We start from the raw sequence: 23,818 nt of genomic DNA, 5'->3' as shown, positions 1-23,818 counted from the left end.
GGGCACGCCTCGGCCGGAGTCTAGGCACGCGGACCCGTTCTCCCCGGCCCGTGCCCGCCGATTCCGCGAATCGGGGTCCCGGTCGCGACAGGGGCAGCCGGTGTCCCGGTGGGGCCGTGACCCGCCGCCTCGCTGCGCGCTGGACGCCCGCGACCGAGGATGCAGCGATGCAGCTCTACGCGCACCCGCCGGCCCAGCGCACCCGCCAGGTGGCTGCCGACGCCGGCCTGCTGGCCTGGGTGCTCCTCTGGGTCCTGGTCGCCCGCGCGGTCCACGGCGCGGTGCTCGTGCTCGCCGCGCCGGGCCTGGCGGTCGAGGACCTGGGCCGGTCGGTGGCCGGGAACATGGGGTCGGCGTCGGGCGCCGCCCGGGACGTGCCGCTGGTGGGCGACGAGCTCTCCGCGCCCTTCGACGCCCTGGCCGACGCGGGGGCGTCGGTGTCGGGCGCCGGGCAGGCCGCGCAGGACGCCGTCGGCACGCTCGCCGCGGTCCTGGCCGTCGTCCTGGTGGCCCTGCCGGTCGGCTGGGCGCTGCTGCGCTGGCTGCCGTGGCGACTGGGCTGGGTGCAGGAGGCGACCGCCGCGCGGACGCTGCTGGACGGGACACCCGACCTGCACCTGCTCGCGGCCCGGGCGCTCGCCACCGCGCCACTCCCCCGGCTCGCCGCGCTACCGGCCGGCACGGGGGCGGCCTGGCACGCCGGCGACCCGGCCGCCGTGCGTGCACTGGCGGCCGTGGAGCTGCACCGGCTCGGCCTACGGCTTCCCGGCGACGGGCCCACGCGAGCTAAATGCGGCTCCTGACGACAGCCCAGCCGAGGGATCGCTCGTGCAACGGCCAGGCGCCCCAACGCTGACCGATCACATGCCCTCTAGCTCACACCCCCAGCCGAGCAGTCCGATCAGCTGATCGCTAGCTGGAGCGCTGCGCGCTCATCGGTTTCAGCCGTAGTCATTACGCTGTTCGAACCGGAGAGCTGCCTTCGGTGAGGCCTGCGATCAGTTCACGAGCTGAGCGAAAGTAGCGGCCGTGCGTGCGCTTGAGCTCCTCGAGGGAGCCCGCAGACAGAACGACAACCTCCAGATCCCGTCCGTCACGGTTGAGTTCAGCCTCAACCCGACCCGCAAGCGCCATCACCCGGCCGCGTTCCCCCTGGTACTCGGTGACGTCGACGGCGCCAGTACGGCGGTCGTAGCGGATCAGGAAGCTGCTCATGGTCCCTCCAGGCTAGACGCAATTTCGTGGTCTGGTTCTTCTTCGTCCAGCAACTCCCCCACCTTGAGCAGGGTGTCCTCGAGAGCCGCTCCGACCTCCTGCACTCGGTCGACGACCTCGGATGACGTAGTCCGCCACTCCGTCAGCCGGTCCTCCGCCAACTTCTCGAGGTCGGACTCAAGACCTAGGACGGGCCGAACTGCCGCACCGACACTGCCGGGGCGGAGGGCCTCGGAGACTGCGAATGACAGGATGCCGGCGCGCTCGCATTCAGCGATCTCTTCGAGCGAGAGTCTCTGCAAGAAGCCGACGATTTCTTGCCGGGTTAGACCGTCCTCGCGCGGAAGCGGCTCAGGGTCCGGCGGGTCCCCATATCTGATCTGTCGACCCCAGCGGTCAGCCACACGCTCGTAGATTTCAGCCCACACGTGCTGCAGGCGAGTGCGAATCTGCACCTCAACCGGAATTCCGTCGATTCGGACGACGATATGAATCGCCCGATAGCCGGAGACGGGCTGCGCGACACGATCGATGAGGACTCCGTCTGGCTCGTCGAAGGCCGTGAGCAACCTGGTGGCGAGTGCAGTTTGCACGACCAACGGGAAATCTCCGACCACCCGAACCCCAGCGATGTCCCTGACGTAGGGAAGCTTCGTTGCGGGCGACCGTCTGAGCTTCTGGACAAGCGTGTCCAGCGTTTTCGTGCGCCCGGTCACGTCAAGGGGACCACTGAGCAAGGGACCCCAGTCGACACCTTCGATGACCGTTCTAGTCGCCTGCTGCACCCGGTCATAGGTGTCAAGGAGAGCGACATAAAGCTCCTGGTCACCGGGAAGGAGGGTCTCGGAAGCCAGCCGCTGGCCTAGCTCGGAGAGCTTCTTCTTGCTCGCGGGCAGTTTCACTGCCCCGATTCTCACCATCCCCTCAGCCTGCCACTTCGGCAGCTACACAACTGTCTTCCTCAACACCAATGCCCTCGCCCACACCGCCAGGATGGGAATCACCCGAAGTTCAGCGCTCGCCTGCGCCTGCGACCGATCCCCAGAGCTGACGGGTGGCGAACAGCTCAGCTCGCGTCGGCCGGGCGCACCCGCGGGGATCCGCTGCGGACCTGGGCCGCGGCCAGGATCCCGGTGACGGCGGAGGAGTTGCGGATGTCCCCGTCGAACACCCGCTGGACCGCGTCGGCGAGCGGGACCCGCTCGACGGTCATGTCCCGCTCCTCGTGCTCCACGACGAAGCCGTCGGGGCGGGCCACCTCGGCCAGCCCCTCGGCGAGGTACACCAGCACCAGCTCGTCGCAGAATCCCGGCGAGTTGTAGACCTCGGTCAGCAACGACCAGCGGTCCGCGCGCAGCATGACCTCCTCGGCCAGCTCGCGCTTCGCCGTCTCCAGCGGCGGCTCCCCGTCGGCGTCGCGCAGCCCGGCCGGCAGCTCCCAGAGGTGCCGGCCGACCGGGTGGCGGTACTGGCGGAGCAGGACGACGCGGTCCTCGTCGTCCAGCGCCACGACGGCGACGGCCCCGGGGTGGGACACGACCTCGCGGACGCTGTCCCCGCCCCCCGGCATGGCCACGGTGTCCCGGCGCAGCGCGATGACCCGCCCCTCGTAGACGGGCTCGCTGGCGAGCACCCGGAACTCGTGGGGCATCAGATCCCGACCTTCTCCGCCTCGTCGAACGTGACCGGGAGCCGGGCCGCCTCCTGGTAGTCGATCGCCGCCTGCACGAACGCCGCGAACAGCGGGTGCGGCCGGGTCGGGCGGCTCTTGAGCTCGGGGTGCGCCTGGGTGCCGACGTAGAAGGGGTGCGTCTCGTGCGGCAGCTCGGCGAACTCCACCAGCAGCCCGTCCGGCGACGTCCCGGAGAACACCAGGCCGGCCTCGGTGAGCCGGTCCCGGTAGGCGTTGGCCACCTCGTAGCGGTGCCGGTGCCGCTCGGTGATCTCGGTGGACCCGTACGCGCCCGCCGTCACCGAGCCCTTCTGCAGCGTCGCGGGGTAGCTGCCCAGCCGCATGGTGCCGCCGAGGTCGCGCTCGCCGGCGATGACGTCGACCTGGCTGGCCATGGTCGCGATCACCGCGTCGGGGGTCTCCGGGTCGAACTCCGCCGAGTTGGCGTGCTCCAGGCCCGCGACCTGCCGGGCGTACTCGATGACCATGCACTGCAGGCCCAGGCAGAGGCCCAGGGTCGGGATGCCGTTGATGCGGGTGTAGGTCAGCGCACCGAGCTTGCCCTCGATGCCCCGGACGCCGAACCCGCCGGGGATGCAGACGCCGTCCACCCCGGCCAGGGCCTTCTCCGCCCCCTCGTGCGTCTCGCAGTCGTCCGACGGCACCCAGCGGATCTGCACCCGGCTGCGGTGCGCGAACCCGCCGGCCCGCAGCGCCTCGGTGACCGAGAGGTAGGCGTCGGGCAGGTCGATGTACTTGCCGACCAGCGCGATGGTGACCGTCTCCTTGGGGGCGTGGACCCGGTCGAGCAGGTCCCCCCACACGGTCCAGTCGACGTCCCGGAAGGGCAGGCCGAGCCGGCGGACGACGTAGGCGTCCAGCCCCTCGCGGTGCAGCACCTTGGGGATGTCGTAGATCGACGGGGCGTCCGCGCAGGAGATGACCCCCTCGGCGTCGACGTCGCACATCAGGCTGATCTTGCGCTTGAGCCCGGCCGGGATCTCGCGGTCGGAGCGGCAGACGACGGCGTCGGGCTGGATGCCGATGTTGCGCAGGGCGGCGACCGAGTGCTGGGTCGGCTTGGTCTTCAGCTCACCGGACGGCGCGATGTAGGGCACCAGCGAGATGTGCAGGAAGAAGCAGTTGTCCCGGCCGATCTCGTGCCGCACCTGCCGGGCGGCCTCCAGGAAGGGCAGCGACTCGATGTCGCCGACCGTGCCGCCCACCTCGGTGATGACGACGTCGACCCGCTCCGGGCCGTCCGCGCCGGCCATGATGCGGGACTTGATCTCGTTGGTGATGTGCGGGATCACCTGCACGGTGTCGCCGAGGTACTCGCCGCGACGCTCCTTGGCGATCACCTCGGAGTAGACCTGGCCGGTGGTGACGTTGGCCCGCCCGGAGAGGTCGATGTCGAGGAAGCGCTCGTAGTGACCGACGTCCAGGTCGGTCTCGGCGCCGTCCTCGGTGACGAAGACCTCGCCGTGCTGGAACGGGTTCATCGTCCCCGGGTCCACGTTGAGGTAGGGGTCCAGCTTCTGCATCGTGACCCGCAGCCCCCGGCTGGACAGCAGGGCACCGAGCGAACTCGCTGTCAGCCCCTTGCCGAGCGAGGACACGACCCCGCCGGTGACGAAGACGAACTTCGTCGGCTGGGAGTTGTGCAGAAGGCCACGTGAGGCGAGGGATTCAGGGGTTCCCGACGGTCGATCCACGGGAGACGACCGTAACACGGTCCGGTCCCTCGACCGGCCCCGAGTGGGGCGCGCCACCCGCCGACTCCTCCGACGGGGTGCCCGTCCCGCCGCGTCCGGCGGCCAGCCAGACCAGCAGCGGCACGAGCAGCGCGGCGGCGGTGGCCGGCAGGGCCACTCCCGAGTCGTTGACCGCGGCGCCCAGCGCCAGGCTCAGCGCTCCGGCGACCAGGCCGGCGCGGAGGACGGCGGCGTCGCCGGCCGGCAGCCCCGCTCCGCCCCGCAGCAGCCCACCGGGGCGCAGCAGCCAGACCGCCGCGACGAGGGCGACCGGCAGCATCCAGGCCAGCGGGCTGCCCAGCAGGATGTCGATGTTGGCCGACGCCTTCCGGCTGACCACCGTCCACGCCTCGCCGGTGAGCACCTGCTCGACGAACCGGCCCAGGTGGCTGCGCTCGTCGGGCGGGCCGGTCCAGTCCAGGACGGCGACCGTGCCGACCGCCAGCGCGGCGACGACCAGGATGGCGGCGAACCGCGCGAGGGTCACCCGGACCCGGGCCAGCAGCATCGCCAGGAGCAGGAACCCGGGCATCGCCGACAGCACCCCGCCGAAGTCGCGGCCCAGGGACGGCGCCCCGATGACGGCGACGGTGACCAGCCCGATGCCGAGGACCGTGGCGGCGGTGACCGCCCGGGCCCGACCCGGCCCGGCGCGCCGGCCCGCGGCGGCCGCCACCGCGGCGGTGACGAGCAGCGCGCTCACCGCGAGCAGGCCGAAGCTGAGGTTGCCGTACCCGGTGAACCGGCCGGCGACGATGGCGTCGTACCCGAGCAGCCCGTTGAGCTCGAGCGACGACCCGGTGAGCACGTCGAGCAGCAGCGTGAGCAGGGTGACGGCGACGACGACCAGCGCGGGGCCGAGCCGGGCACGCCGCCACGGGCCGGCGAGGGCCAGCGCGACCACCGCCAGGTCCGCGGCGACGACGGCGAGCACCAGGGCGGGCAGGGGCGAGCCGGAGCGCTCCCAGGGAACGAGGCCGGCGAGGTAGGTGGCCACCGGCAGGGCGCCCGCCACCAGGGCCAGCAGCCGCAGCAGCGCCCGCGCCCGGGGTCCCGGGGACCTCGGTGCCGGGCGACGCTGCCAGCCGCCCAGCAGGACGATGCCCAGCGCGACGACGAGCGCGGAGACGAACACCACGACCCAGAAGAAGTTGCCGACGTTGCGGTGGTGCACCGTCGCGGCCGTGTTCGCCTCGCGCAGCAGCTCCACCGCCGTCTCCAGGGCCGGCCGCTCCCCCACCGAGCGCATCGGCTGCCCGTTCATCGACGGCGGGCGCTCCAGCCCCAGCGCCCGCAGCGCGGTCGGTGCCACGTCGATGAGCTGGACGTACGGGGCCCGCCCGGTGCTCGACGACGTCAGCCAGCCGGAACCGAAGCCCGGTCCCGAGGCCATGCCGACGTGCAGCTGCGGGCGGCCGTCGTTGACCTCGGAGATCCCGGCCAGCAGCAGCAGCGTCTCCTCCGACCGCGGCGCGATCGCGGCGCGCAGCTCGCCGACCGCGCGGTCGATCCGGGCCAGCGCCGACGCGCGCGGCTCGGGGTCGGTGCCGTCGTCGGTCTTCTCGACCCCGGGCCGCCCGGCGGCGGTCAGCTGGTCGAGCGAGACGAGGGTGAGCGGGCACTGCCCCAGGACCTCGGCGAGCTGTCCCGGGTCCGACGGCAGCGACGCGGGCCGGGTGAGCTCCACCCCGGGTGCGGCGACCGCGAGCGTCGCGGCCCGGCCGCTGACGGTCGCGCAGCCCACCTGCTCACCCAGCGCCGCGGGCTCGGCACCGAAGCGGCGGGTGCCCGGATCGGCCGCCGTGCGCTCCACGGTGGCCAGCGGGTCCTCCAGCGCCACGCTGGCGGTGCGTTCCTGCAGCCCGCAGTAGGACAGCGAGGTGTACAGCTGGGGCTCGGGCGCCGGCTCGCCGTCCGCTCCGGGCACCGGCGTCGCGGGCGCGGCCTCGTCACCGGTCAGCGGGACGGTCGGCAGCGGCACCGGGGGCAGACCGTCGTCGGGTCCGGGTACGCGGGTCCGGTTGCCGGCACCCAGCGTGGCCCAGCCGTCGAGGACGCAGGTCGTCCCGCGGGCGGCGCGGACGGAGAGGGCGCCGATCGAGGACTCCTGCGCCAGGGCCCACAGCTCCGGCGTGCCGACGGGGTCGATGTCGGCCCAGGTCAGCCCCGGCACGCCGACGACCACCACCGAGTCCGCCGCCCGGTCCTCCCCCGTGCCGCTGTCGCTCCGGGCGGCGGCGGGGCCGGCCAGGACTGCCAGCAGTGCCAGCAGGGCGGCCAGCAGCACCGCGGCGCGGGCGGCCGGCCTCATGGCGGGCCGTCCTCCTGCCCGGGGGCACCGAGGAGCTCGCGGTAGACGGCGACGATCGTCCGGCCGGCCGCCTCCTCGTCCGGCCAGCCGGCGGCCTGCCGGGGCCCGGCCGCGGACAGCTCGGCGGCGCGCACCGGGTCGGTGAGGACCTGGACGACGGCGTCGGCGAGGGCGCCCGCGTCGCCGACGGGCACGAACGCGGCGGCGTCGCCGAAGAGGTCGGGCATGCCGCCCGCGCGGGTGGCGACCAGTGGCGTGCCCGCGCGGAGCGCCTCCTGCCCGGTGAAGGGGCTGCCCTCCCAGCGCGAGGGCAGGACGCACAGGTCGGCGGCGGCGAGCAGGTCGGCGACGTCGGACCTGCGGCCGAGCAGCAGCACGGGCAGGCGCTGGGCACGGATCCGGTCGGCGAGCTGGTCCTCGAGCGGGCCGTCGCCGGCGACGGCCACCAGCGGTGCCGGCCGCAGCCGCCCGTCGGCTTCCCAGCGCGCCACGGCGTCGAGCAGGACGTCGTAGCCCTTCTGCGGGTGCAGCCGGCCCACGGCCACGACGAGCGGGCGTCCGGCGTCGAGACCGAGCTCCGCCCGGACCTCGTCGCGGGAGCGCTCGGCCGGTGGGCGCGGCGGGGCGAGCGCGGGCACCACGCGGACGTCCCGGGCGCCGAGCCGGCGGGCGTTGTCCGCGAGGTCGCCGGAGACGGCGAGGACGAGGTCGGCGGCGCGGATCGTCGTCCCCTCGATCGCCCGGAGGAGGCGCTGCCTGGGGCCGGAGTCCTCCTGGAGGGCGTTGTGGAGGGTGAGGACCAGCGGCCGGCTGCGGTCTCCCGAGATCCGCCGGGCCGCCGCGGCGACGAGCCCGGCCCGGAGGCCGTGGGCGTGCAGCAGGTGCGCTCCCCCGATCGCCCGCCGGAGCTGGAGCACCGCCCGGCCGTCGGCGAGGGGGTCGAGGCCGCCGGAGATGCCGACCGGCCGGAACTCGGCGCCGGTGGCGGTGAAGCCGAAGAGCTCCTCCGTCGCCGGTGCACCGCAGACCCGCACGGTGGCCCCGGCGGCCCGGATCGCCGGGGCGATGGTCGCGACGTGGCTGCCCACACCGCCGGTGCTCGTGGCGAGCACCTCGACGACGGAACGGCCGGACAGGGGGAGGCGCTCAGTCACCGTGCACCTCCTGTCGGTCCGTCGCGAGCACCGGGCGGTCGGGTGCCCGGAGCGCAGCCCACGCCTCGGTCAGGGGCCGCCGTGCCGTCCCCATCATGACGGTGACCGCGATGACCAGCACGATCCCCGCCCCGGCCACGCCGCCGCCGACCGCGGTCCCCAGCCCACCGGGCACCGGGTCGGCGCCCATCGCCCGCGTGCCCAGCAGGCCCAGCCCGGCGCCCAGCGCGGACCCGGCCAGTGCGGCTCCGGCGGCCCGGGGAAGACCGGACAGCGCCCCGGGGCCGGCGGCGCGGGAGACGGCGACCAGGAGGGCGAACCCGGCCACGAGCACCCCGATGCTGTGCCCCGCCCCGAGCGCCAGCCCGCGGTCCTCCACCGGCAGGACGCGGGCGAGGACGACGTCGGCGACGACGGCGAGCAGCCACCCGCTCACCACGCACACCGTCGGCGGCTTCCAGAGCCCCCGTGCGTACAGGGCGCGGGTGAGCAGGGCGACGAGGGCGTACCCCGGCAGGCCCGGCGCGAAGGCGATGATCGTGTCCCGGAGCGCACCGACGGCGTCGTCGGTCTCGGCGGACAGGAAGATGCGGGCCATGGGGCCCGCGACGACGACCAGCAGGGCCGCCGCCACGGTCGCCGCGACGACGACGAGGACCGCGACCGGGGCCAGCGCCCGGCGGTACCCCTCCGCGTCGCCGGAGTCGGCCCGCTCGCTGAGCCCGGGGTAGGCCGAGGTGGCCAGCGGGACGGCCAGGGCCGCCCACGGGACCAGGAAGAGGGTGAGGCCGGCGGCGTACACGACCTGGGTGCCGTCCGGGCCGCCGGCGGCCAGCCGGATGGCGACGGCGGCCACCAGCTGCTGCCCGGCGAGGGTGAGGACGCCGGCGACGGCCAGCCGCCGGACCCGCGGAGCGGCGCCGACGGGGAAGCGCAGCGACGGGCGGATCCCCAGCCGCAACCGGCGCATGGGGACCAGCAGGCTCAGGCTCAGCGCCACCACGCCGAGCGTCGTGCCGACCCCGAGCACCAGCTCGGCGGGCCGCGACAGGTCCTCGATCTCCCCTGCCCCGCCGATCGCGGCGAAGGTGAGGTAGGCGCCCGCGACCACGACGCTGGACAGCAGCGGGGCGATCGCCGGCCCGGCGAAGCGCCGGTGGGCCTGCAGGATGCCGGTCAGGACGATGCCGATGCCGTAGAGCACCACCTGCGGGGCGAACACCAGCAGGAAGCGGGCGGCCAGCGCCACCTCCGCCTCGTTCTCCCCGCCCAGAAACAGGCGGGCGATGGGCTCGGCCAGCACGGCGATCGCGACGGCCAGGGGCGTCAGCACCAGCAGCGTCCAGCCCAGCAGCGCCGACGCCGTCCGGCGCACCTGCTCGGCGTTCCCCGCGGCGATGCCGCCGGCCAGCATCGGGACCACGAGGCTGGCCAGCGCCCCGCCGGCGACCACCTCGAAGACGATGTTCGGCACGGTGTTGGCGGCCTGGTAGGCGTCGCCGGTGCTGTCGGCCCCGACGGTGTTGGTGAAGACCAGCGTGCGGCCGAAGCCGGCCATGCGGGCCAGCAGGGTGAGGACGGCGATCAGGGCCGCGGCCCCGGCGACACCCTGCGCGACCGTGCGGCGGTTCACGGCGCCCGGCGGCCGAGGCGGTCCAGTTCGCGCAGTCCCGGGGTGGCCTCGATGACCTTCGTGAAGCTGACCTTCTCGCTGGCCAGGGTCAGCGCCACCACGGCGGCCAGCAGGCCGGTCCGTGCCCCGCGGGCCGGGATGCCGGCCAGGCGCAGCCCGAGCAGCGCGCCCAGGGCGTTGGCGCCGGAGTCGCCGAGCATGACCCGCTCCCCCAGGTCCGCCGGGAGCACCGCGAGCGTGGCGCCGAGGGGGCCGGCGACGAGCGCACCGGCCGGGCCCCGCAGGGACGCCGCGGCGGTGAGCACGCCGGCCTTGCCGGCCCGTCCCGGTCGCAGGTCGAGCAGGTTCACCAGGTTCGCCGTCCCGGCCACGAGCCCGGTGGTGAGCACGCCGTCGACGAACGCAGCCGCGCCGGTGCCGCGGCGGGTGAGCACGGCGGCCGTGGCCGCGGCCGCCCCGATCCCGGCCACCTTCACCGCCCCGGCCGAGACCCGGCCGGCCCGCAGCGCCCGGAGGTGGCCGGCGAGCCCCTTGTCGCGGGCCTGCTCCGGCCGGGCGCCGGCGAGGTCGTCGTAGGCCCCGACCAGGCCCGACACGGTCCCGACGACCGCGGCCGCCGCCCGCGTCCCGGCGGGTGCGCCGAGCACCGCGGACGCGGTCGCGGAGAGGGCGAGCGCGGGTCCGCCCAGCAGCGTCACCGGCCGGCCGGCGAAGTTCGTCCGCCGCCAGGGCCGGCCGCCGGGCCGCCGGTCGAGGGCGGCCGCCCCCGCCAGTGCCGCCCGCGCGGCGCCCGCACCGGCCAGCGCCAACGGCAGCGTCCACCGCACGGACGTGCCGACCGGACCGCTCACGGGACGGCGGCGGGGACCGGGGGCACCGGCTGGGTGCCCTCGGCGGTCCCGTACGTGCCGGAGGTGCCCTCGGCCTCGGCGCTCAGTGCCAGGACGGCGCTGATCCGGCCGGCCGCGGTGGGGACGTTGTCCACGGTGGAGACCGACGCCGAGAGGTCGGGATCGGCGCGGATCGCGCCGACCAGGCCGTTCTCCCCCGCGGATGCGGCGTCACCGGCGACCACGGCACCCGAGCCGGCGTCGTCCAGCGCGGCGACGAGCTCCATGAGGGTCGCGTTGCGGTCGGCGGCGCCCTCGCCGGTGAAGGCGTCCTGGGTCAGCACGATCGCGTAGTCGGCCGGCGCGACGGTGTCGCGGTCGGCCGAGAGCACCTCGAGCGAGCTGAGCCCGGACAGGACGGAGGAGGCCGCGGCCGCGTCCGGCTCCGCCCCCTCGGCGGGCACCATGAGCACCTGCGCCAGGAGGCTGCCGACGAGTTGCCCGGCGTCGTCCGTCGGGGGCAGCTCGATGCCCGCGGGCAGCCCGCCACCGGTGGCGTAGCTCTGCAGGCTGGCCGCGGTGGACGGATCGCTGTAGGCCGGGAGCACCGAGAGCGTCCCGCTCACGCTGCCGCCGGCCTCGCCGACCAGCGCCGTCACCTGCTCGACGGTCTCGGGCGCGACGTCCTCGTTGGTGCTGACGAGCAGCACGCGCTGCCCCTCCAGGGTGCCGTTGACCAGGGCGGGGCCGACGGCCTGCTCGAAGGCCTCGGTGGTGTCCAGCTGCGTCTGCAGCCGCTGGGTCTGGTCCTCGAGGGAGCGCTTGTCCTCCGTGAGCGCGCTCACCTGGCGCTCGAGGTCGGTCAGGATCGGCTCGTTGAGCGCCGTCGTCCCGATGACGATGCCCAGCGCGACCGCCAGGAAGACGGCGATCAGCGAGACCAGGTGGTAGCGGAAGTCGATCACGAGAAGAGGTTCTCCAACCAGAACACGAAGCTGTTCCATTGGTCGAGCAGGAGGTCGAGGTAGAGGCGGCCGGCCGCGGACACCGCGAGGGCCGAGCCGATCGCGAGGAACGCGGCGAGCACGAGGACCACCAGCGCGGCCGTGGAGATGCGGCTGCGGTACAGCCGGCTCACGCCCTTGGCGTCGACGAGCTTGCCGCCCAGGCGGAGCCGGGTGAGGAAGGTGGAGGCCATCCCGCCGCGGCCCTTGTCGAGGAACTCGACCAGGGTGGCGTGCGTGCCGACCGCGACGATCAGCGTGGCGCCCTTCTCGTCGGCCAGCAGCATGGCGATGTCCTCGCTGGTCGCCGACGCCGGGAAGGTGATCGCCTCCACACCGAGGTCCTGCACGCGGGCGAGGCCCGGAGCGCGGCCGTCGGCGTAGGCGTGCACCACCACCTCGGCCCCGCAGGTGAGCGAGTCGTCGCTCACCGAGTCCATGTCGCCGACGATCATGTCCGGCTGGTACCCGGCCTCGCGCAGCGCGTCGGCGCCGCCGTCGACGCCGATCAGCACCGGCCGGTAGTCGCGGATGTAGGCGCGGAGGGCGGCCAGGTCCTCCTTGTAGTCGTAGCCACGGACGACGACCAGCACGTGCCGGCCCTCGATCCGGGTGGCGACGTCGGGCACGCCGACCCCGTCGAGCAGGAGCGCGCGCTCCCGCTTCATGTACTCCATCGTGTTGGTGGCGAAGGCCTCCAGCTGCGTGGACAGGCCCGCCTTGGCCTCGGCCATCGCCATGGCGACGGACGGCCGGTCGTGCACCCGGCCCTCGGCGACGACCTCGCCCTCGCCGGTGACCAGCTGGTTGCCGTCGAGCCGGAGGTGGGCCCCCTCCTTGATGCGGGCGAACACGTCCTTGCCGACGTCGTCGAGCAGCGGGATGCCGGCGTTGATGAGGATCTCGGGCCCGAGGTTGGGATAGCGGCCGGAGATGCTGGGCGCGGCGTTGACCACCGCGGACACCTTGCACCCGACCAGCGCGTCGGCGCTGACCCGGTCGATGTCCACGTGGTCGATCACCGCGATGTCGCCGGGCTGCAGCCGCTTGGTCAGGTTCTTCGTCCGGCGGTCCAGTCGGACGGTGCCGGAGACACCTGGCCCGGTGTCCTGTCCCCGGCCGCGCCGAAGGGTGCCGATGCGCATGACCCCGATGCTGTCACGACGCCCGGAGGCACCGGTCGTCCGACGCGCCTGTGCGACCTGTCAGTCACGCACCGTGTCCGACACTTCGGGCGGAGCGACACGCCCGGTCCGCCCCCGCGGCCGCCTGAGCGGGACCGTTACCGAGTCGTGACTAGCGTTGCCCGTGTGACTGGAGTGGCCCACGCCCTGCCCCGACCCACCCCCCTGCCCGGACCGCCGTCCGGGGACGACGCCGCTCCGGCAGCCGCGGTCGGGGCGACCATCCGGGCGGTTCCGTCGGTCGCCCGCGAGGTCGCGGCCCCGGTCGAGACCCAGCACGCCGCCCAGCCGGAGCCGGTTGCCGCGCCCGCCACCCCGCCCCGGCGCCGCCGCTCGGCGGAGCAGGGGCCCGGGGTCCGGGAACAGAAGCGCCAGGAGACACGGGCGAGGATCGTCGACGCCGCCGCCGAGCTGTTCGCCGAGCGGGGCTTCGACGCGGTCAGCGTGCTGGAGATCGCCCGCCGGGCCGGTGTCGTGGAGAAGACGGTCTTCAACCACTTCCCGGTCAAGGAGGGGCTGGTCTTCGACGCCGACCCGCCGATGCGGGCCGCCCTGCTGGACGCCGTCCGCCGTCGGCCGGCCGGTGAGTCGGTGTCCGCGGCCGCGGGCAGCTTCGTCGTCGGGGCGGTCAGCCTGCTGGGCTCTCCCGAGGCCGCCTCGGGGGTGCGCCGGATGGCCCGCATCATCCGGGGCAGCCGGACGCTGCAGGCGCGCGAGCGGGAGATCCTGGGCGAGCTGACCGACGCCCTGGCCGCGCTGATCGCCGAGGAGACCGGCGCGCGGCGCGGCCAGGTGGAGCCGTGGCTGGCCGCGCACGCCGTCCTCGGCCTGTACGCCTCCCTGCTGGAGCTCGCCCGCGACCGCGTGCTGGCGGGTGTGCACGGCCCCGAACTGGCCGCGGAGCTGCGCCGCCAGGGCCGACGGGGGCTCTCGCTCCTGCAGTTCGGCCTGGCGGGCTACGCGAAGTCACGCTGATCGTCGGGAGCCCTCCGGGCCCCCGCTCGTCAGGACACCTGGAGGGCGGCGAGGAGCTGGTCGGCGCGGTCGCCGGGGACGTCGGGGCTCCGGGTGAACAGGGCGATGGCGACCATGTACCCGTCCTCGCCCGCCCAGCCGCGGCCCTCCCCGCACATCCGGCGGATGTGCCGCTGCACCTTCGGCTCCCCGCTGTACGCGCCGTAGTCCAGGCCCATCGCGAGGAAGTTCGCGACGCGGTAGCCCAGGTCCGCCGCGGTGCGGATGGTCTCCGCGGGATCGGAGTAGCTGGCCACGGCGGTGATCACGTTGTCGTAGCCCGCCTTGAGCAGGCGGAGGACGAGATCGTTGCCGTGCACGCCGCCCCAGAGCTCGGGCATCAGGATGTCGCCGTCCGGCGCAGGGATGTAGGGCGGGTTGGAGATGACCGTGGACACCGACGGCCCACCGGCGGCGTCGGCCTGGTCGAAGAAGTCCCCCAGCTCCACGGTGTAGCGGTCGGCCACGCCGCGGGCGGCGATGTTCGCGCGGGCGGTCTCGACCGAGGTGGCGCTGATGTCGAAGCTGGACACCCGGAGGCCGGGCAGCGACCGCACCACGTCGGCGATGGCGGTGGCATCACCGGTCCCCAGCTCGACGACCCCTTCCGCCTCCCATCCCAGCGGGGCGCGGTACTGCTCCAGGAGCATGCACACCGAGAATCCGTAGTGGGCCGACTCGTCGGCGGAGGAGAAGCAGGTCACGCCCGCCCGCCTACCCCGCGGTCGGGCCGGTCACGCCCCTGCTCACCCGTCCGTGTCCTGCGCCACACGCGCGGCGCCGTTCAGCCGCGCCCGGCCGCCGCGACCGCCAGCAGTTCCCGCGCGTGCGCCTGCCCGGTGTCGCTGTTCCCGAGCCCGGACAGCAGCCGGGCCATCTCCCGGACGCGGTCCTCCCCCTCGACCACCCGGATGTCGGTCGCGGTGACCCCCGCCGCGGTGTCCGGGGACTTGTCGACGACCAGGTGCGTGTCGGCGAAGGCGGCCACCTGCGCCAGGTGGGTGACCACGACGACCTGGTGGTCGCGGGCCAGCCGGGCCAGCCGCCGGCCGATCTCGCCGGCCGCCTGGCCGCCGACCCCCGCGTCGACCTCGTCGAACACCATGACCGGGACCGGGTCGGCGCCGGCGAACACGACCTCGATGGCGAGCATCACCCGGGACAGCTCACCGCCGGACGCACCCTTGTGCACCGGCCGGGGCGGGGCACCGGGGTGCGGGGCGAGGAGCAGGGCGACCTCGTCGATGCCCTCGGCGCCGGGGTCGTCGGGGTGGCTGTCCACGGCGAAGGAGACGCGGGCGCTCTTCATGGCCAGCCCGGCCAGCTCGGCGCCCACCTCCGCCGCGAACCCCTCGGCGGCGGCGCGCCGGCCGGCGGACAGCTGCGCACCGAGGTCGTCCACCTCGGCACGGGCGGCGTCGCGGGCCGCCGCGAGCGCCTCCAGCGCCTCGTCGGACACGTCGAGCGCGGCCAGCCGCCCGGCGGCGTCCTCGGCCCAGGCGAGCACGCCGGCCAGCCCCTCCCCCGGCCCGGCGTACTTGCGCACGAGGGCGGTGATGGTGGCTCGCCGGTCGAGGACCTCGGCCAGCCGTGCGGGGTCGGCGTCGAGGTCGGCGACGTACCCGGCCAGCTGCACGGACACGTCGGACACCACGGCGACGGCGTCGGCGAGGTCCTGCGCGAGGAGGACGAGGGCGGGGTCGTCGGAGCCCGCCAGGGCCCGCTCGGCGATGGCCAGCGCGGCGGTCGCGTCCTGGGGCAGCTCGCCGCCGCCGAGGTCCCCCGTCACGTCGCCGACCAGGGCCATCCGCGCCTCGTCGGCCGCGGCGCGCAGCGCGTCGGCGTCGGCCAGCCGCTTTGCCTGGGTGTCGAGCGCCTCGTCCTCGCCGGCCTCCGGGGCCACGGCCGCGATCTCCTCGAGGCCGTGGCGCAGGACGTCGGCGGTCTGCGCCAGCTCCCGCGCCTGGCTGTGCCGGCGCTCGAGGTCGGCCGCCAGCGAACGCCACCGCTGGTGCGCCTCGCGGTAGCGGTCGAGCAGCGCCAGGTGGGCGGCGCCGGCATAGCGGTCGAGGGCCCGCCGCTGTTCCGCCGGTCGGGACAGCCGCAGCTGGTCGGTCTGCCCGTGGACCGCGAGCAGCCCCTCGGCCAGCTCCGCGACCACGCCCACGGGCACGCTGCGGCCGCCCAGGAAGGCGCGGGAGCGGCCCTCGGCGCTGACCGTGCGGGCCAGGATGAGGCTGCCGTCGTCGTCGGGGTCGGCGCCGGCGTCGGCGGCCCGCGCCCAGGCCGGGGACTCCGGCGGGAGCACCAGGCGTCCCTCCACCCCGGCCTTGCCGCCGGCGCGGACCCGGCCCGGATCGGCCCGGCCGCCGAACAGCAGGGTCAGCCCGGTGACCACCATGGTCTTGCCGGCGCCCGTCTCACCGGTGACCACCGTGAGGCCGGTGCCGAGCTCCAGGGTGGCGTCGTCGATCGAGCCCAGCCCGCGGATCCGCAGCTCGGTCAGCCGGCCGGGGGACGTGCTCGGTCGGCCATCCTGCCGGGTCCCGCGCCGGGTGCCGGTGCGGGGTGTGGCGACGGGAGGCCCGTCGTCAGTCGCGGTCGTGCGGGCCGGCACCTGGCACCTCCGTCGGGGCGGTGACGTCGGCGTCGGCGGGGTTCGCCACGACGTCGTGGTCGAGCACCGTGCGGCTGGTGAAGAGCTCGTGGCCCGGGCCGGCGTGGCGGGCGTCCCGGAAGCCGCGCACGGGCAGCCCGAACTTCGCCACCAGCCGGTCGCCGAAGGTGGACACGTGCACGCGGGCGATCCGCACCGGCCGGTCGGCGCGGCGGACGTCGACCCGCCCGCCGTCGGGCACCTCCACCATGCGCCGTCCGTCGGCCGACACCCGCGACCGGTTGCCGTCGGCCGGGACGGCGACGGTGAGAACCGAATCCGGCGAGGTGACCAGCGGGCGGGCGAACAGGGCGTGCGCGTTGCTCGGGACCAGCAGCAGGGCCTCGACGTCGGGCCAGACCACCGGACCGCCGGCGGAGAAGGCGTAGGCCGTCGAGCCGGTCGGGGTGGCGCACAGGACGCCGTCGCACCCGAAGCTGGTCAACGGCCGGCCGTCGATGGCGAGGACGACGTCGAGGACCCGCGAGCGCTGGGCCTTCTCGACGGAGACCTCGTTGAGCGCCCAGGTGCCGCCGACGACGGTGCCCCGGCCGTCGAGCACGTCGACCTGCAGCGCGAGGCGCTCCTCCACGGAGTACTCGCACCGCTCGATCGCCAGCAGGGTCTCCTCCACCGCCTCCGGCTCGGTCTCGGCCAGGAAGCCGACCCGGCCGAGGTTGACCCCCATCAGCGCGGCGTCGGTGTACCGGGCCAGCTCCGCCGCCCGCAGGAACGTGCCGTCCCCGCCGAAGACCATCACGATCTCCGTGCCGCCGGCCGCCTCGGCGTCGGCCGAGACGACCTCGGCGCCGGCGATGTCGAGGTCCTCGGCCTCATCGGCCAGCACGCGGACGACGATCCCCGCCGCGATCAGCCGGGCGGCCGAGGTACGGGCGAGGTCGACGATGTCGCTCCGGCCCGTGTGCACGGTCAGGAGGACCCGGCGGGGCTCCTGCGGGTCGGGCGCGCCCGGTCGGGGCTGGTTCACGTGTTCTCCTCGCTGGCGCTGATCGGCCGTGCTCGCGACGCGGTGCGGTTCCTGCGGTGGGTCGCGCCGCGGTTCACGACGGCCCCTCCCGGACCGCCCGGCGGACGTCGTCCTCCTGCGGAGCGGGGGCGTCCCGGCGCAGGCGGAGGAAGAACTCGACGTTGCCGGCCGGACCGGGCAGCGGACTGGCCACCACGCCGGCGGTCCCCCAGCCCAGCGCGGCGGCCGCGGCGGCCACCTCGAGGACGGCCCCGACCCGGTGCTCGGGGTCGCGGACCACGCCCCCGGCGCCCAGGCGCTCCCGTCCCACCTCGAACTGGGGCTTCACCATGGGCAGCAGGTCGGCGTCGTCGGTCGCGCAGGCGACGAGGGCGGGCAGGACGAGCCGCAGGGAGATGAACGAGAGATCGGCGACCACCAGGTCCACCGGCCCGTCGATCGCCTCGGGCGCGAGAGTGCGGACGTTGGTGCGCTCGAGGACCCGGACCCGCTCGTCGGTGCGCAGCGACCAGGCCAGCTCGCCGTAGCCCACGTCCACGGCGACGACCTCGGCCGCGCCCCGGCTCAGCAGCACCTCGGTGAATCCGCCCGTGGAGGCGCCTGCGTCGAGTGCACGACGTCCCTCGACGGGGACCTCGAACGCCTCGAGCGCGCCGAGCAGCTTGTGCGCGCCGCGGGAGACCCAGCTCGGCTGGTCGGGATCCGTGCGGACCACGACGGGGGTGGCCGCCTCGACGCCGGTCGCCGGCTTGGTGGCGGCCTGGCCGGAGACGGCGACGCGTCCCTCGGCGATGAGGGCGACGGCGTGCTCGCGGGACCGGGCCAGGCCCCGCCGCACGAGCTCGGCATCGAGCCGGCTGCGGCGGGCCATCAGAGCTGGTCGATCGTGCCGAGCTCGCGTTCGAGCCGGGCGTGCTCGGCCTCGAAGACCGCCACGTGCTCGGCGATGGGCCGCCCGCCGAGGTCGCCGAACGCGTCGACGGCGGCCGTCCCCGGCACGGTCCCGTCCGCCGGGCCGGGTTCGGCGGGACGCGGACCGGGGCGCGGCGGACCGGGAACGGGTCGCGGCGTGCTCGGCTCGGTCATCGCCCTGCCTTCCGGTGGAGTGGCACCCACCCGCGGTGTCCCGCTGGGCCGGTTCTCGTCGCTGGCGAGGTTACCGGCCACGGGCGACGGGCACGGGCGGACGAACGGAGGCGGTAACGTCTCGCGACCGGACCGGACCCGTGCAGCCTTGGAGGAACGCCCGCGTGGCGACGATGGATCAGTGCATGACGGCGCTCCGGAGCATCCTCGGTGACCTGGCCCGGAGCCCGGCCGCCGAGGGTCTGGACCGCAGCCTCTCCTGCCGGCTGACCGACCTCGACGAGGTGGTGCTGGGGCGGCTGAGCTCCGGCGCCGTCCGCGACCTGCACGTGCTGCCGCACGGGCCGGCGGTGCCGAAGGCGGACATCCGGCTGACGATGAACAGCGACGACCTCGTGGCCATGGTCGCCGGCGACCTGCACTTCGGTCAGGCGTGGGCGAGCGGACGGGTCAAGCTGGAGGCGGGCCTGCGCGACCTGTTGCGGCTGCGCAAGCTGCTCTAGGCGCGCCGGCCACGGTCGGGACCGGCCGCCGGGAGTCCCCAGCGGTGCAGCGCCGCCTCCGCCGGGGCGCCGGCGGCCACGATTCGGGGGGCCGCGGCGTCCGCGGGGTGCCGCGCCCAGTGCGCCGCGCAGAGCGCCCGCAGCCCGTCGAGCCCGTCGTCGCCGGTGGGCGCGCCCTGTCCCGTCTCCAGGACGAGCACGTCCTCGCCCTCGCCGGGGTGCGCCGTCCACGTGCCGCACCGCCAGGACGGTCCGTCCGGGACCACCGACGGGTGGGCCCGTAGCAGTCCGGTGCAGTCCTCGGCCAGGAGGTCGGGGCGCCGGTCGGGGGCGGCCGCGAGCAGGACGGCCGCGTCGGTCACGCCGGTCAGCACCAGCAGGCTCGCCGCACCGGCGCGCCGAGCGCCCTCGATGTCGGTGTCCAGCCGGTCACCGACGACCAGCGGCCGGCGCGCGTCGGTCCGGCGCAGGCACTCGGCGTGCATGGCCGGATCCGGCTTGCCGGTGACCAGCGGGGCCTGACCGGTGACGTCCGCGACCACGCCCACCATCGCCCCGTTGCCCGGGAGGGGGCCGCGTGGAGAGGGGATCGTGGCATCGGCGTTCGTGGCGACGTGCCGAGCCCCGTTCCGGATGGCGACCACGGCTTCGGCGAGGTCCGCCCAGCCCACCTCGCGGCCGTACCCCTGCACGACGGCGGCCGGCCGGTCCTCGGCCCGCCCGACCACGACCAGGCCGGCGGCGTCGAGCGCGGCCGACACCCCGGGGCCGCCGACGGGCAGCACCCGCGCGCCGGCGCCGAGCAGGTCCGCGACCACCGTGGCCGCTGCCTGGGAACTGGTGATGACGTCGTCGGCCTCGGCGGGGACGCCGAGCTCGCTCAGGTGGGCGGCCACCTGCTCGGGCGTCCGGGCGGCGTTGTTGGTGACGAACCCGAGGCGCATCCCCACCCGCCGGGCCTCGTGCAGGGCCTCCGGGACCCCCGGGACGGCCTCGGGGCCGACGTAGACCACCCCGTCCAGGTCGAGCAGGGCCACGTCGTGGACCTGCGCGGGCGGGGCGCTGCTGCCGGCGAGCAGCGGAGCGGCGTCGGCGCTCATGCGGGCCCGGCCGCCTGCCGGGCCCGGACCCCGCGCAGCGCCCGCGCGTAGTGGCCGAGGTCGGGACGCATGGCGACCGCCAGGGCGAGGTGCTCGGCGGCCAGCCGGAGTTCCCCGGCCCGGCTGGCGGCCAGCCCGAGGCCGAAGTGCGCGTAGTCGTCGGTGGGACTGGTGGATGCGAGCCTGGTGAAGCTGATGACGGCCTCCTCGTAGCGGCCCGCGTCGTACTGTGCGCGCGCCAGCGCCTCCAGGATGCTGCGCGAGTCCGGTTCCGTCGCCGAGGCGCGGCCCAGGAGCGTGGCGGCTGCGGCGGGGTGGCCCTCGCGCAGGAGTTGGCTACCGCGCTGGTACCACTCGTAGACGCCGCCGTCGGGTGCGGACTCCGACACGCGTGCCACCTCCCTCGTCGTGCCAGACCCGGCCCGGGTCCGGGGACGGCCCCTGACCGGCGGCTGGTGCCGGGCGCTTGGCGCCGCGCTCCTACGATCGACCACGTGCCCCAGTCGTCGTCCCGGTCGTCCGCGTCGGCGACGGGCCTCGACGTCCGTCCCTTCCGCGCCCTCACCTATCGGCACCAGGACCCCGAGCACCTCGCCCGGGTGAGTTCGCCAGCCTACGACCTGGTGACGCCGGCCGGCAGGCGCCGGCTGGCCGCGAGCGACCCGCACAACGTCGTCCGGCTGATCCTGCCGCTCACCGGGCCGGGCGACGGCCAGGACCCCGGCGAGGGCGACGCCGTCCAGCGCTCGGCCGAGCTCGCCGCCGCGACGCTGGGCCGATGGCAGCAGGACCGCGTGCTGGTCCGCGACGCCGAACCGGCGTTGTGGCTCTACGAGCTGCAGCCGGCCGGCGACGGCCCGGCCACCGTGGGGTGGCTGGGGGCGGTCGCGCTGCCGCCGCCAGGATCCACTGCGGTCCTGCCGCACGAGGACACCTATCCACGTGCGGTGGAGGGACGACGGGCCCTGTTGTCGGCCACCGCGACCGATCTCGAGCCCATCGTCCTCGCCCACGACCCCGACCCGGAGGTCGCGGCGCTGACCGGGGAGATGCGCCGCGGTCGGCCGGACCTCGTGGTCCAGGACGTCGACGGGGTCCGGCACCGGCTGTGGCGGGTGACCGACCGCCGGACGATCGGCGGCGTCATCGGTGCCCTGGCCCGCACCGAGGCGGTCATCGCCGACGGCCACCACCGGTTCGCCGCCGCTCGCGCCCACCAGCGCAGCACCGGCGGAGGGCCTGGCAGCGTCCTCGCCCTGGTGACCCCGATGGGTCCCGGCGGGCTGCGGGTCGATGCCATCCACCGCGTCGTCCCCGGCCTCGACCTGGACGCGGCACTCCACGCCGCCGCCGCCGGTTTCCGTCTCACCGAGCTGCCCGCCGGTGGCTCGTCGCTCGCCGACGACGTCCGGCGATGGGCGGCCGATCCGGAGCAGACCGGCTTCTTGGTGAGCGACGGGCAGCGGCTGGTGCACCTGTCCCACCCCACCGGCGACGTCCTCACCACCGTGCCGCCGGAGGCGCCGCCCGCCTGGCGGGGCCTGGACGTGGTCCTGGCCCACCACGGCCTCCTGGCGCACCTGTGGCGGCGTGCGGACGACCCGGACTCGGTGCTGATCGCGCACAGCGTCGAGGAGGCCCTCCGGGTCGCCGCGGAGCGGGCCGGAGTGGCTCTGCTGCTGCGCCCACCCTCGCCCGCCGATGTGGCGGCGGTGGCCCGGGCCGGCGCCCGCATGCCGCGCAAGTCCACGCTCTTCGTGCCGAAGCCACGAACCGGCCTGGTCATGCGTCCGCTGGCGGACTGAGCGGCCTTCACGCGGTCCGCTCGCCGCCGGCGGCGCCCGAACGGGGCACCTTGCGGCCCCTCCGGCAGTTGACCTCGCAGACCGAGGCCGTGCCGCTGCCGGTGCGCCAGAACCTCCGCTGCAGGGCGCCCTCGACCTCGATGACATCGCCGGGCTGCCACATCGCCGCACGCCGCTGCAGTCCTCGGTCGTAGGTGATGCAGGTGAGCACGTCCACCGACTGCCCGCGCGCCCGCGGCTCGGGCCGGCGGACCACGAGCCGGAAGGTCAGCAGCGGATCACCGCTGGGCAGCGTCCGGATCTCGGCGGGGGCGGACAGGCGCCCCCGGAGCACCACGTCGTTGCGGTCGATCACGGCCACGCTCATGCGGAGAGCCTGCGCCGATCACGGCCCCCCACCCACCCCCCGGCGGCATCTGTGGACGCCGCCGGGCGGTGTGGACGACGAGGCCCGGCATGTCAGCCGTCGGTGCCCGACGGGTGGGCCCCGTCCTGGTCGGCGCCGGCCGACGGCGGATCCACCTCCCCCAGGAGCTCGGCCACCTCGGCCTCGACGTCCTCGTCGAAGCTGCGGCCGAGTCCGTGGTCGTCCTCGGGGAGCGATTCCACGACCTCCGGTGGCGCGGCAGCCGGGAAGCTCGCGGGCTCGTCGGCGACCTGCTCGACGCCGGCCGTACCGCCGTCCTCGTCCAGGGAGTCCTCGACGTCCACCGAGTCCTCGTCGTTCGCCGAGCCGTCGTTCCCGGAGCCCTCGTTCCCGGAGCCGTCGCCGTCGCCGTCGGCAGCGTCGACGAACTCGTCCTCCAGGTCGGTGAACTCGATGCCGAGGCGGTCCACGGCTCCGGTGACGCCGTCGGCGTCCGCGGCGGCGATGGCGACGAGCCACTCCATCGCCCGCTCCGTCTCGCCCTGGAGCTCCAGGAGATCGGCATATGCGGTGGCCAGCCTGAGCCGGGCCTCGTCCCCGGCCTGGAGGGTCGCCGGTTCCAGCGGTGTGCCGAGGGCCGCCTCGAGCACGAGCCGGGCCGCTGGGGTCTCCCCGAGATCGAGCCGGGCGCCGGACTCCACGATCCGCAGCTCCGCGGTCTCCTGCGCATCCGGGGCGTCGGCGAGCGCCTCCGCCACGAGCCGCAGCGCCACCTCCGGGCGCCCGAGAGCGCGCTCGCAGTCGGCCAGGACGGCGCGGTAGCCCTCGTCCCCGCTCATCCGGCGGTAGGCGCGCAGCTCACGAGCCGCCTCGGCGTAGTCCTCGGCGTGGTAGGCGGCGACCCCCACGGCCTCACGGACCGCGGCGACGCGGGAGGCGCGGTCCCGGGCGGCACGCGCGTGTGCCAGGGCGGCGGCGGGGTCGTCGTCCACGAGGGTGCCCGCGGCGACGAGGTGGGCGGCCACCCGCTCGACGTTCCGCGGGTCCATGCCCCGCAGCGCGTTCCGCACCGCCGGGTCCAGGTCCCGGACGTCGACCCAGTCCGGGATGGCCGGGCCGGGCGGGAGCGGTGGACGGCGCTCCTCACCGGCGCCCGCCGGCCGGCCGGGAGCGGTCGGTCGGCCAGCACCGCGGGCCGGCGCGCCGCGCCGGTCGTCGGTGGGCCGCCGCTCACGCCAGCCACCGCCGCCTCGTGGCGCGGCGGTGCGGTCCGGGCGGTCTCCCTGGGGCCGGCGGTCCTGCCACTGCGGCCGGTCACCGGTCGGACTGCTGCCGTGCGGACCGTTGCGCTCCGTGCGCTGCTGCCATTGCCCGCGGGCATTCCGGGACCCTTCGGAACGCTCGTGGCCGGCGCCATCCCCGGGGCCGCCGCGCTGCGTGCGCCGGTCCTGCCACTGCGGCCGGTCACCGGTCGGCCGGTCGGACCGGGGCGCGCCGGAACGCTGCGGGCGCTCCCCCTGCGGACGCCGGTCCTGCCACTGC

General features: G+C 75.5%; 23 protein-coding genes. 4 read left to right on the top strand and 19 right to left on the bottom strand.

From position 1 onward, the window contains the following. Positions 1 to 167 precede the first annotated feature (167 nt). Complete coding sequence (locus tag BM142_RS22545) at positions 168 to 803, top strand: hypothetical protein (RefSeq protein WP_092203514.1); 636 nt, start codon at positions 168 to 170, stop codon at positions 801 to 803. A 151-nt stretch (positions 804 to 954) separates the two neighbouring features. On the opposite strand, the gene BM142_RS22540 is transcribed toward BM142_RS22545, so the two are convergent. The 10 genes from BM142_RS22540 to steA all read right to left on the bottom strand — a co-directional run bounded on the left by BM142_RS22540 (position 955) and on the right by steA (position 12,718). Continuing rightward, entirely contained in the window at positions 955 to 1,215 is a 261-nt protein-coding gene (locus tag BM142_RS22540; RefSeq protein ID WP_092203512.1) for a hypothetical protein, read from the bottom strand. Continuing rightward, positions 1,212 to 2,117, bottom strand: coding sequence for a nucleotidyltransferase family protein (locus BM142_RS22535; protein ID WP_175527412.1), 906 nt, complete (start codon positions 2,115 to 2,117; stop codon positions 1,212 to 1,214). The genes BM142_RS22540 and BM142_RS22535 overlap by 4 nt, the downstream gene beginning before the upstream one ends. A 164-nt stretch (positions 2,118 to 2,281) precedes the next feature. Further along, positions 2,282 to 2,866, bottom strand: a complete 585-nt coding sequence (locus BM142_RS22530; RefSeq protein WP_092203508.1) for an NUDIX domain-containing protein — start codon at positions 2,864 to 2,866, stop codon at positions 2,282 to 2,284. Then, the gene (locus BM142_RS22525) at positions 2,866 to 4,602 is read right to left on the bottom strand and encodes a CTP synthase (protein WP_254791165.1); all 1,737 of its coding nucleotides are present in this window, start codon (positions 4,600 to 4,602) and stop codon (positions 2,866 to 2,868) included. Before BM142_RS22525 ends, BM142_RS22530 begins: the two co-directional genes overlap by 1 nt. Further along, entirely contained in the window at positions 4,577 to 6,952 is a 2,376-nt protein-coding gene (locus tag BM142_RS22520) for a hypothetical protein (RefSeq protein ID WP_092203506.1), read from the bottom strand. The genes BM142_RS22525 and BM142_RS22520 overlap by 26 nt, the downstream gene beginning before the upstream one ends. Continuing rightward, complete coding sequence (locus tag BM142_RS22515; RefSeq protein ID WP_092203504.1) at positions 6,949 to 8,106, bottom strand: glycosyltransferase family 4 protein; 1,158 nt, start codon at positions 8,104 to 8,106, stop codon at positions 6,949 to 6,951. Before BM142_RS22515 ends, BM142_RS22520 begins: the two co-directional genes overlap by 4 nt. Beyond that, positions 8,099 to 9,739, bottom strand: coding sequence for a murein biosynthesis integral membrane protein MurJ (gene murJ / locus BM142_RS22510; RefSeq protein ID WP_092203502.1), 1,641 nt, complete (start codon positions 9,737 to 9,739; stop codon positions 8,099 to 8,101). The genes BM142_RS22515 and murJ overlap by 8 nt, the downstream gene beginning before the upstream one ends. Further along, a complete protein-coding gene (locus tag BM142_RS22505) occupies positions 9,736 to 10,566 on the bottom strand; it encodes a hypothetical protein (protein WP_092203556.1) in 831 nt (276 codons plus the stop codon). Before BM142_RS22505 ends, murJ begins: the two co-directional genes overlap by 4 nt. A gap of 20 nt (positions 10,567 to 10,586) precedes the next feature. Beyond that, the gene (locus BM142_RS22500; RefSeq protein ID WP_092203500.1) at positions 10,587 to 11,534 is read right to left on the bottom strand and encodes a copper transporter; all 948 of its coding nucleotides are present in this window, start codon (positions 11,532 to 11,534) and stop codon (positions 10,587 to 10,589) included. After that, a complete protein-coding gene (steA, locus tag BM142_RS22495; protein ID WP_092203499.1) occupies positions 11,531 to 12,718 on the bottom strand; it encodes a putative cytokinetic ring protein SteA in 1,188 nt (395 codons plus the stop codon). Before steA ends, BM142_RS22500 begins: the two co-directional genes overlap by 4 nt. Before the next feature lie 165 nt (positions 12,719 to 12,883). Here steA and BM142_RS22490 point away from each other — a divergent pair, with 165 nt between their 5' ends. Next, complete coding sequence (locus BM142_RS22490) at positions 12,884 to 13,732, top strand: TetR/AcrR family transcriptional regulator (RefSeq protein WP_254791164.1); 849 nt, start codon at positions 12,884 to 12,886, stop codon at positions 13,730 to 13,732. Between the two features lie 29 nt (positions 13,733 to 13,761). Here BM142_RS22490 and BM142_RS22485 read toward each other — a convergent pair whose 3' ends face one another. From BM142_RS22485 to BM142_RS25445, 5 genes are all read right to left on the bottom strand, one after another. Beyond that, positions 13,762 to 14,475: a class I SAM-dependent methyltransferase gene (locus tag BM142_RS22485; protein ID WP_092203497.1), complete on the bottom strand. Its 714-nt coding sequence runs from the start codon at positions 14,473 to 14,475 to the stop codon at positions 13,762 to 13,764. Between the two features lie 80 nt (positions 14,476 to 14,555). Further along, a complete protein-coding gene (gene recN, locus BM142_RS22480; protein WP_217640846.1) occupies positions 14,556 to 16,388 on the bottom strand; it encodes a DNA repair protein RecN in 1,833 nt (610 codons plus the stop codon). Continuing rightward, on the bottom strand, positions 16,363 to 17,415 hold the full coding sequence (locus BM142_RS22475) for an NAD kinase (RefSeq protein WP_092203495.1): 1,053 nt from the start codon (positions 17,413 to 17,415) through the stop codon (positions 16,363 to 16,365). Before BM142_RS22475 ends, recN begins: the two co-directional genes overlap by 26 nt. A gap of 73 nt (positions 17,416 to 17,488) precedes the next feature. Beyond that, positions 17,489 to 18,286: a TlyA family RNA methyltransferase gene (locus BM142_RS22470; protein ID WP_092203493.1), complete on the bottom strand. Its 798-nt coding sequence runs from the start codon at positions 18,284 to 18,286 to the stop codon at positions 17,489 to 17,491. Then, the gene (locus BM142_RS25445) at positions 18,286 to 18,414 is read right to left on the bottom strand and encodes a hypothetical protein (RefSeq protein WP_256381327.1); all 129 of its coding nucleotides are present in this window, start codon (positions 18,412 to 18,414) and stop codon (positions 18,286 to 18,288) included. Before BM142_RS25445 ends, BM142_RS22470 begins: the two co-directional genes overlap by 1 nt. A gap of 272 nt (positions 18,415 to 18,686) precedes the next feature. Here BM142_RS25445 and BM142_RS22460 point away from each other — a divergent pair, with 272 nt between their 5' ends. Then, on the top strand, positions 18,687 to 19,004 hold the full coding sequence (locus BM142_RS22460) for an alkyl sulfatase C-terminal domain-containing protein (RefSeq protein ID WP_254791162.1): 318 nt from the start codon (positions 18,687 to 18,689) through the stop codon (positions 19,002 to 19,004). On the opposite strand, the gene BM142_RS22455 is transcribed toward BM142_RS22460, so the two are convergent. After that, a complete protein-coding gene (locus BM142_RS22455; protein ID WP_092203487.1) occupies positions 19,001 to 20,104 on the bottom strand; it encodes an HAD-IIA family hydrolase in 1,104 nt (367 codons plus the stop codon). The two genes, BM142_RS22460 and BM142_RS22455, sit on opposite strands and share 4 nt — an antisense overlap. Next, positions 20,101 to 20,493: a tetratricopeptide repeat protein gene (locus BM142_RS22450; RefSeq protein WP_092203485.1), complete on the bottom strand. Its 393-nt coding sequence runs from the start codon at positions 20,491 to 20,493 to the stop codon at positions 20,101 to 20,103. Before BM142_RS22450 ends, BM142_RS22455 begins: the two co-directional genes overlap by 4 nt. A gap of 105 nt (positions 20,494 to 20,598) precedes the next feature. Here BM142_RS22450 and BM142_RS22445 point away from each other — a divergent pair, with 105 nt between their 5' ends. Next, positions 20,599 to 21,909 carry a DUF1015 domain-containing protein gene (locus tag BM142_RS22445; RefSeq protein WP_092203484.1) on the top strand — a complete coding sequence of 437 codons (1,311 nt, stop codon included), beginning with the start codon at positions 20,599 to 20,601 and terminating at the stop codon, positions 21,907 to 21,909. A gap of 7 nt (positions 21,910 to 21,916) precedes the next feature. Here BM142_RS22445 and BM142_RS22440 read toward each other — a convergent pair whose 3' ends face one another. Together BM142_RS22440 and BM142_RS22435 are read right to left on the bottom strand one after the other, a co-directional pair. Beyond that, positions 21,917 to 22,276, bottom strand: a complete 360-nt coding sequence (locus BM142_RS22440) for a single-stranded DNA-binding protein (RefSeq protein WP_092203482.1) — start codon at positions 22,274 to 22,276, stop codon at positions 21,917 to 21,919. Between the two features lie 92 nt (positions 22,277 to 22,368). Next, positions 22,369 to 23,346 carry a tetratricopeptide repeat protein gene (locus BM142_RS22435; RefSeq protein WP_217640845.1) on the bottom strand — a complete coding sequence of 326 codons (978 nt, stop codon included), beginning with the start codon at positions 23,344 to 23,346 and terminating at the stop codon, positions 22,369 to 22,371. Positions 23,347 to 23,818: the final 472 nt, after the last annotated feature.

This window comes from Blastococcus tunisiensis (assembly GCF_900112815.1).
Classification (GTDB): domain Bacteria; phylum Actinomycetota; class Actinomycetes; order Mycobacteriales; family Geodermatophilaceae; genus Blastococcus_B; species Blastococcus_B tunisiensis.
Note: the sequence above shows the minus strand (reverse complement) of the source record. Positions and strands in the feature narration are given on the sequence as shown.

What these genes read in the sequence shown, in the direction of transcription:
- BM142_RS22545 (WP_092203514.1), top strand. Translation starts at nt 168, where the DNA reads ATGCAGCTCTACGCGCACCCGCCGGCCCAGCGCACCCGCCAGGTGGCT.
- BM142_RS22540 (WP_092203512.1), bottom strand. Translation starts at nt 1,215, where the DNA reads ATGAGCAGCTTCCTGATCCGCTACGACCGCCGTACTGGCGCCGTCGAC.
- BM142_RS22530 (WP_092203508.1), bottom strand. Translation starts at nt 2,866, where the DNA reads ATGCCCCACGAGTTCCGGGTGCTCGCCAGCGAGCCCGTCTACGAGGGG.
- BM142_RS22520 (WP_092203506.1), bottom strand. Translation starts at nt 6,952, where the DNA reads ATGAGGCCGGCCGCCCGCGCCGCGGTGCTGCTGGCCGCCCTGCTGGCA.
- steA (WP_092203499.1), bottom strand. Translation starts at nt 12,718, where the DNA reads ATGCGCATCGGCACCCTTCGGCGCGGCCGGGGACAGGACACCGGGCCA.
- BM142_RS22470 (WP_092203493.1), bottom strand. Translation starts at nt 18,286, where the DNA reads ATGGCCCGCCGCAGCCGGCTCGATGCCGAGCTCGTGCGGCGGGGCCTG.
- BM142_RS22460 (WP_254791162.1), top strand. Translation starts at nt 18,687, where the DNA reads ATGACGGCGCTCCGGAGCATCCTCGGTGACCTGGCCCGGAGCCCGGCC.
- BM142_RS22455 (WP_092203487.1), bottom strand. Translation starts at nt 20,104, where the DNA reads ATGAGCGCCGACGCCGCTCCGCTGCTCGCCGGCAGCAGCGCCCCGCCC.
- BM142_RS22440 (WP_092203482.1), bottom strand. Translation starts at nt 22,276, where the DNA reads ATGAGCGTGGCCGTGATCGACCGCAACGACGTGGTGCTCCGGGGGCGC.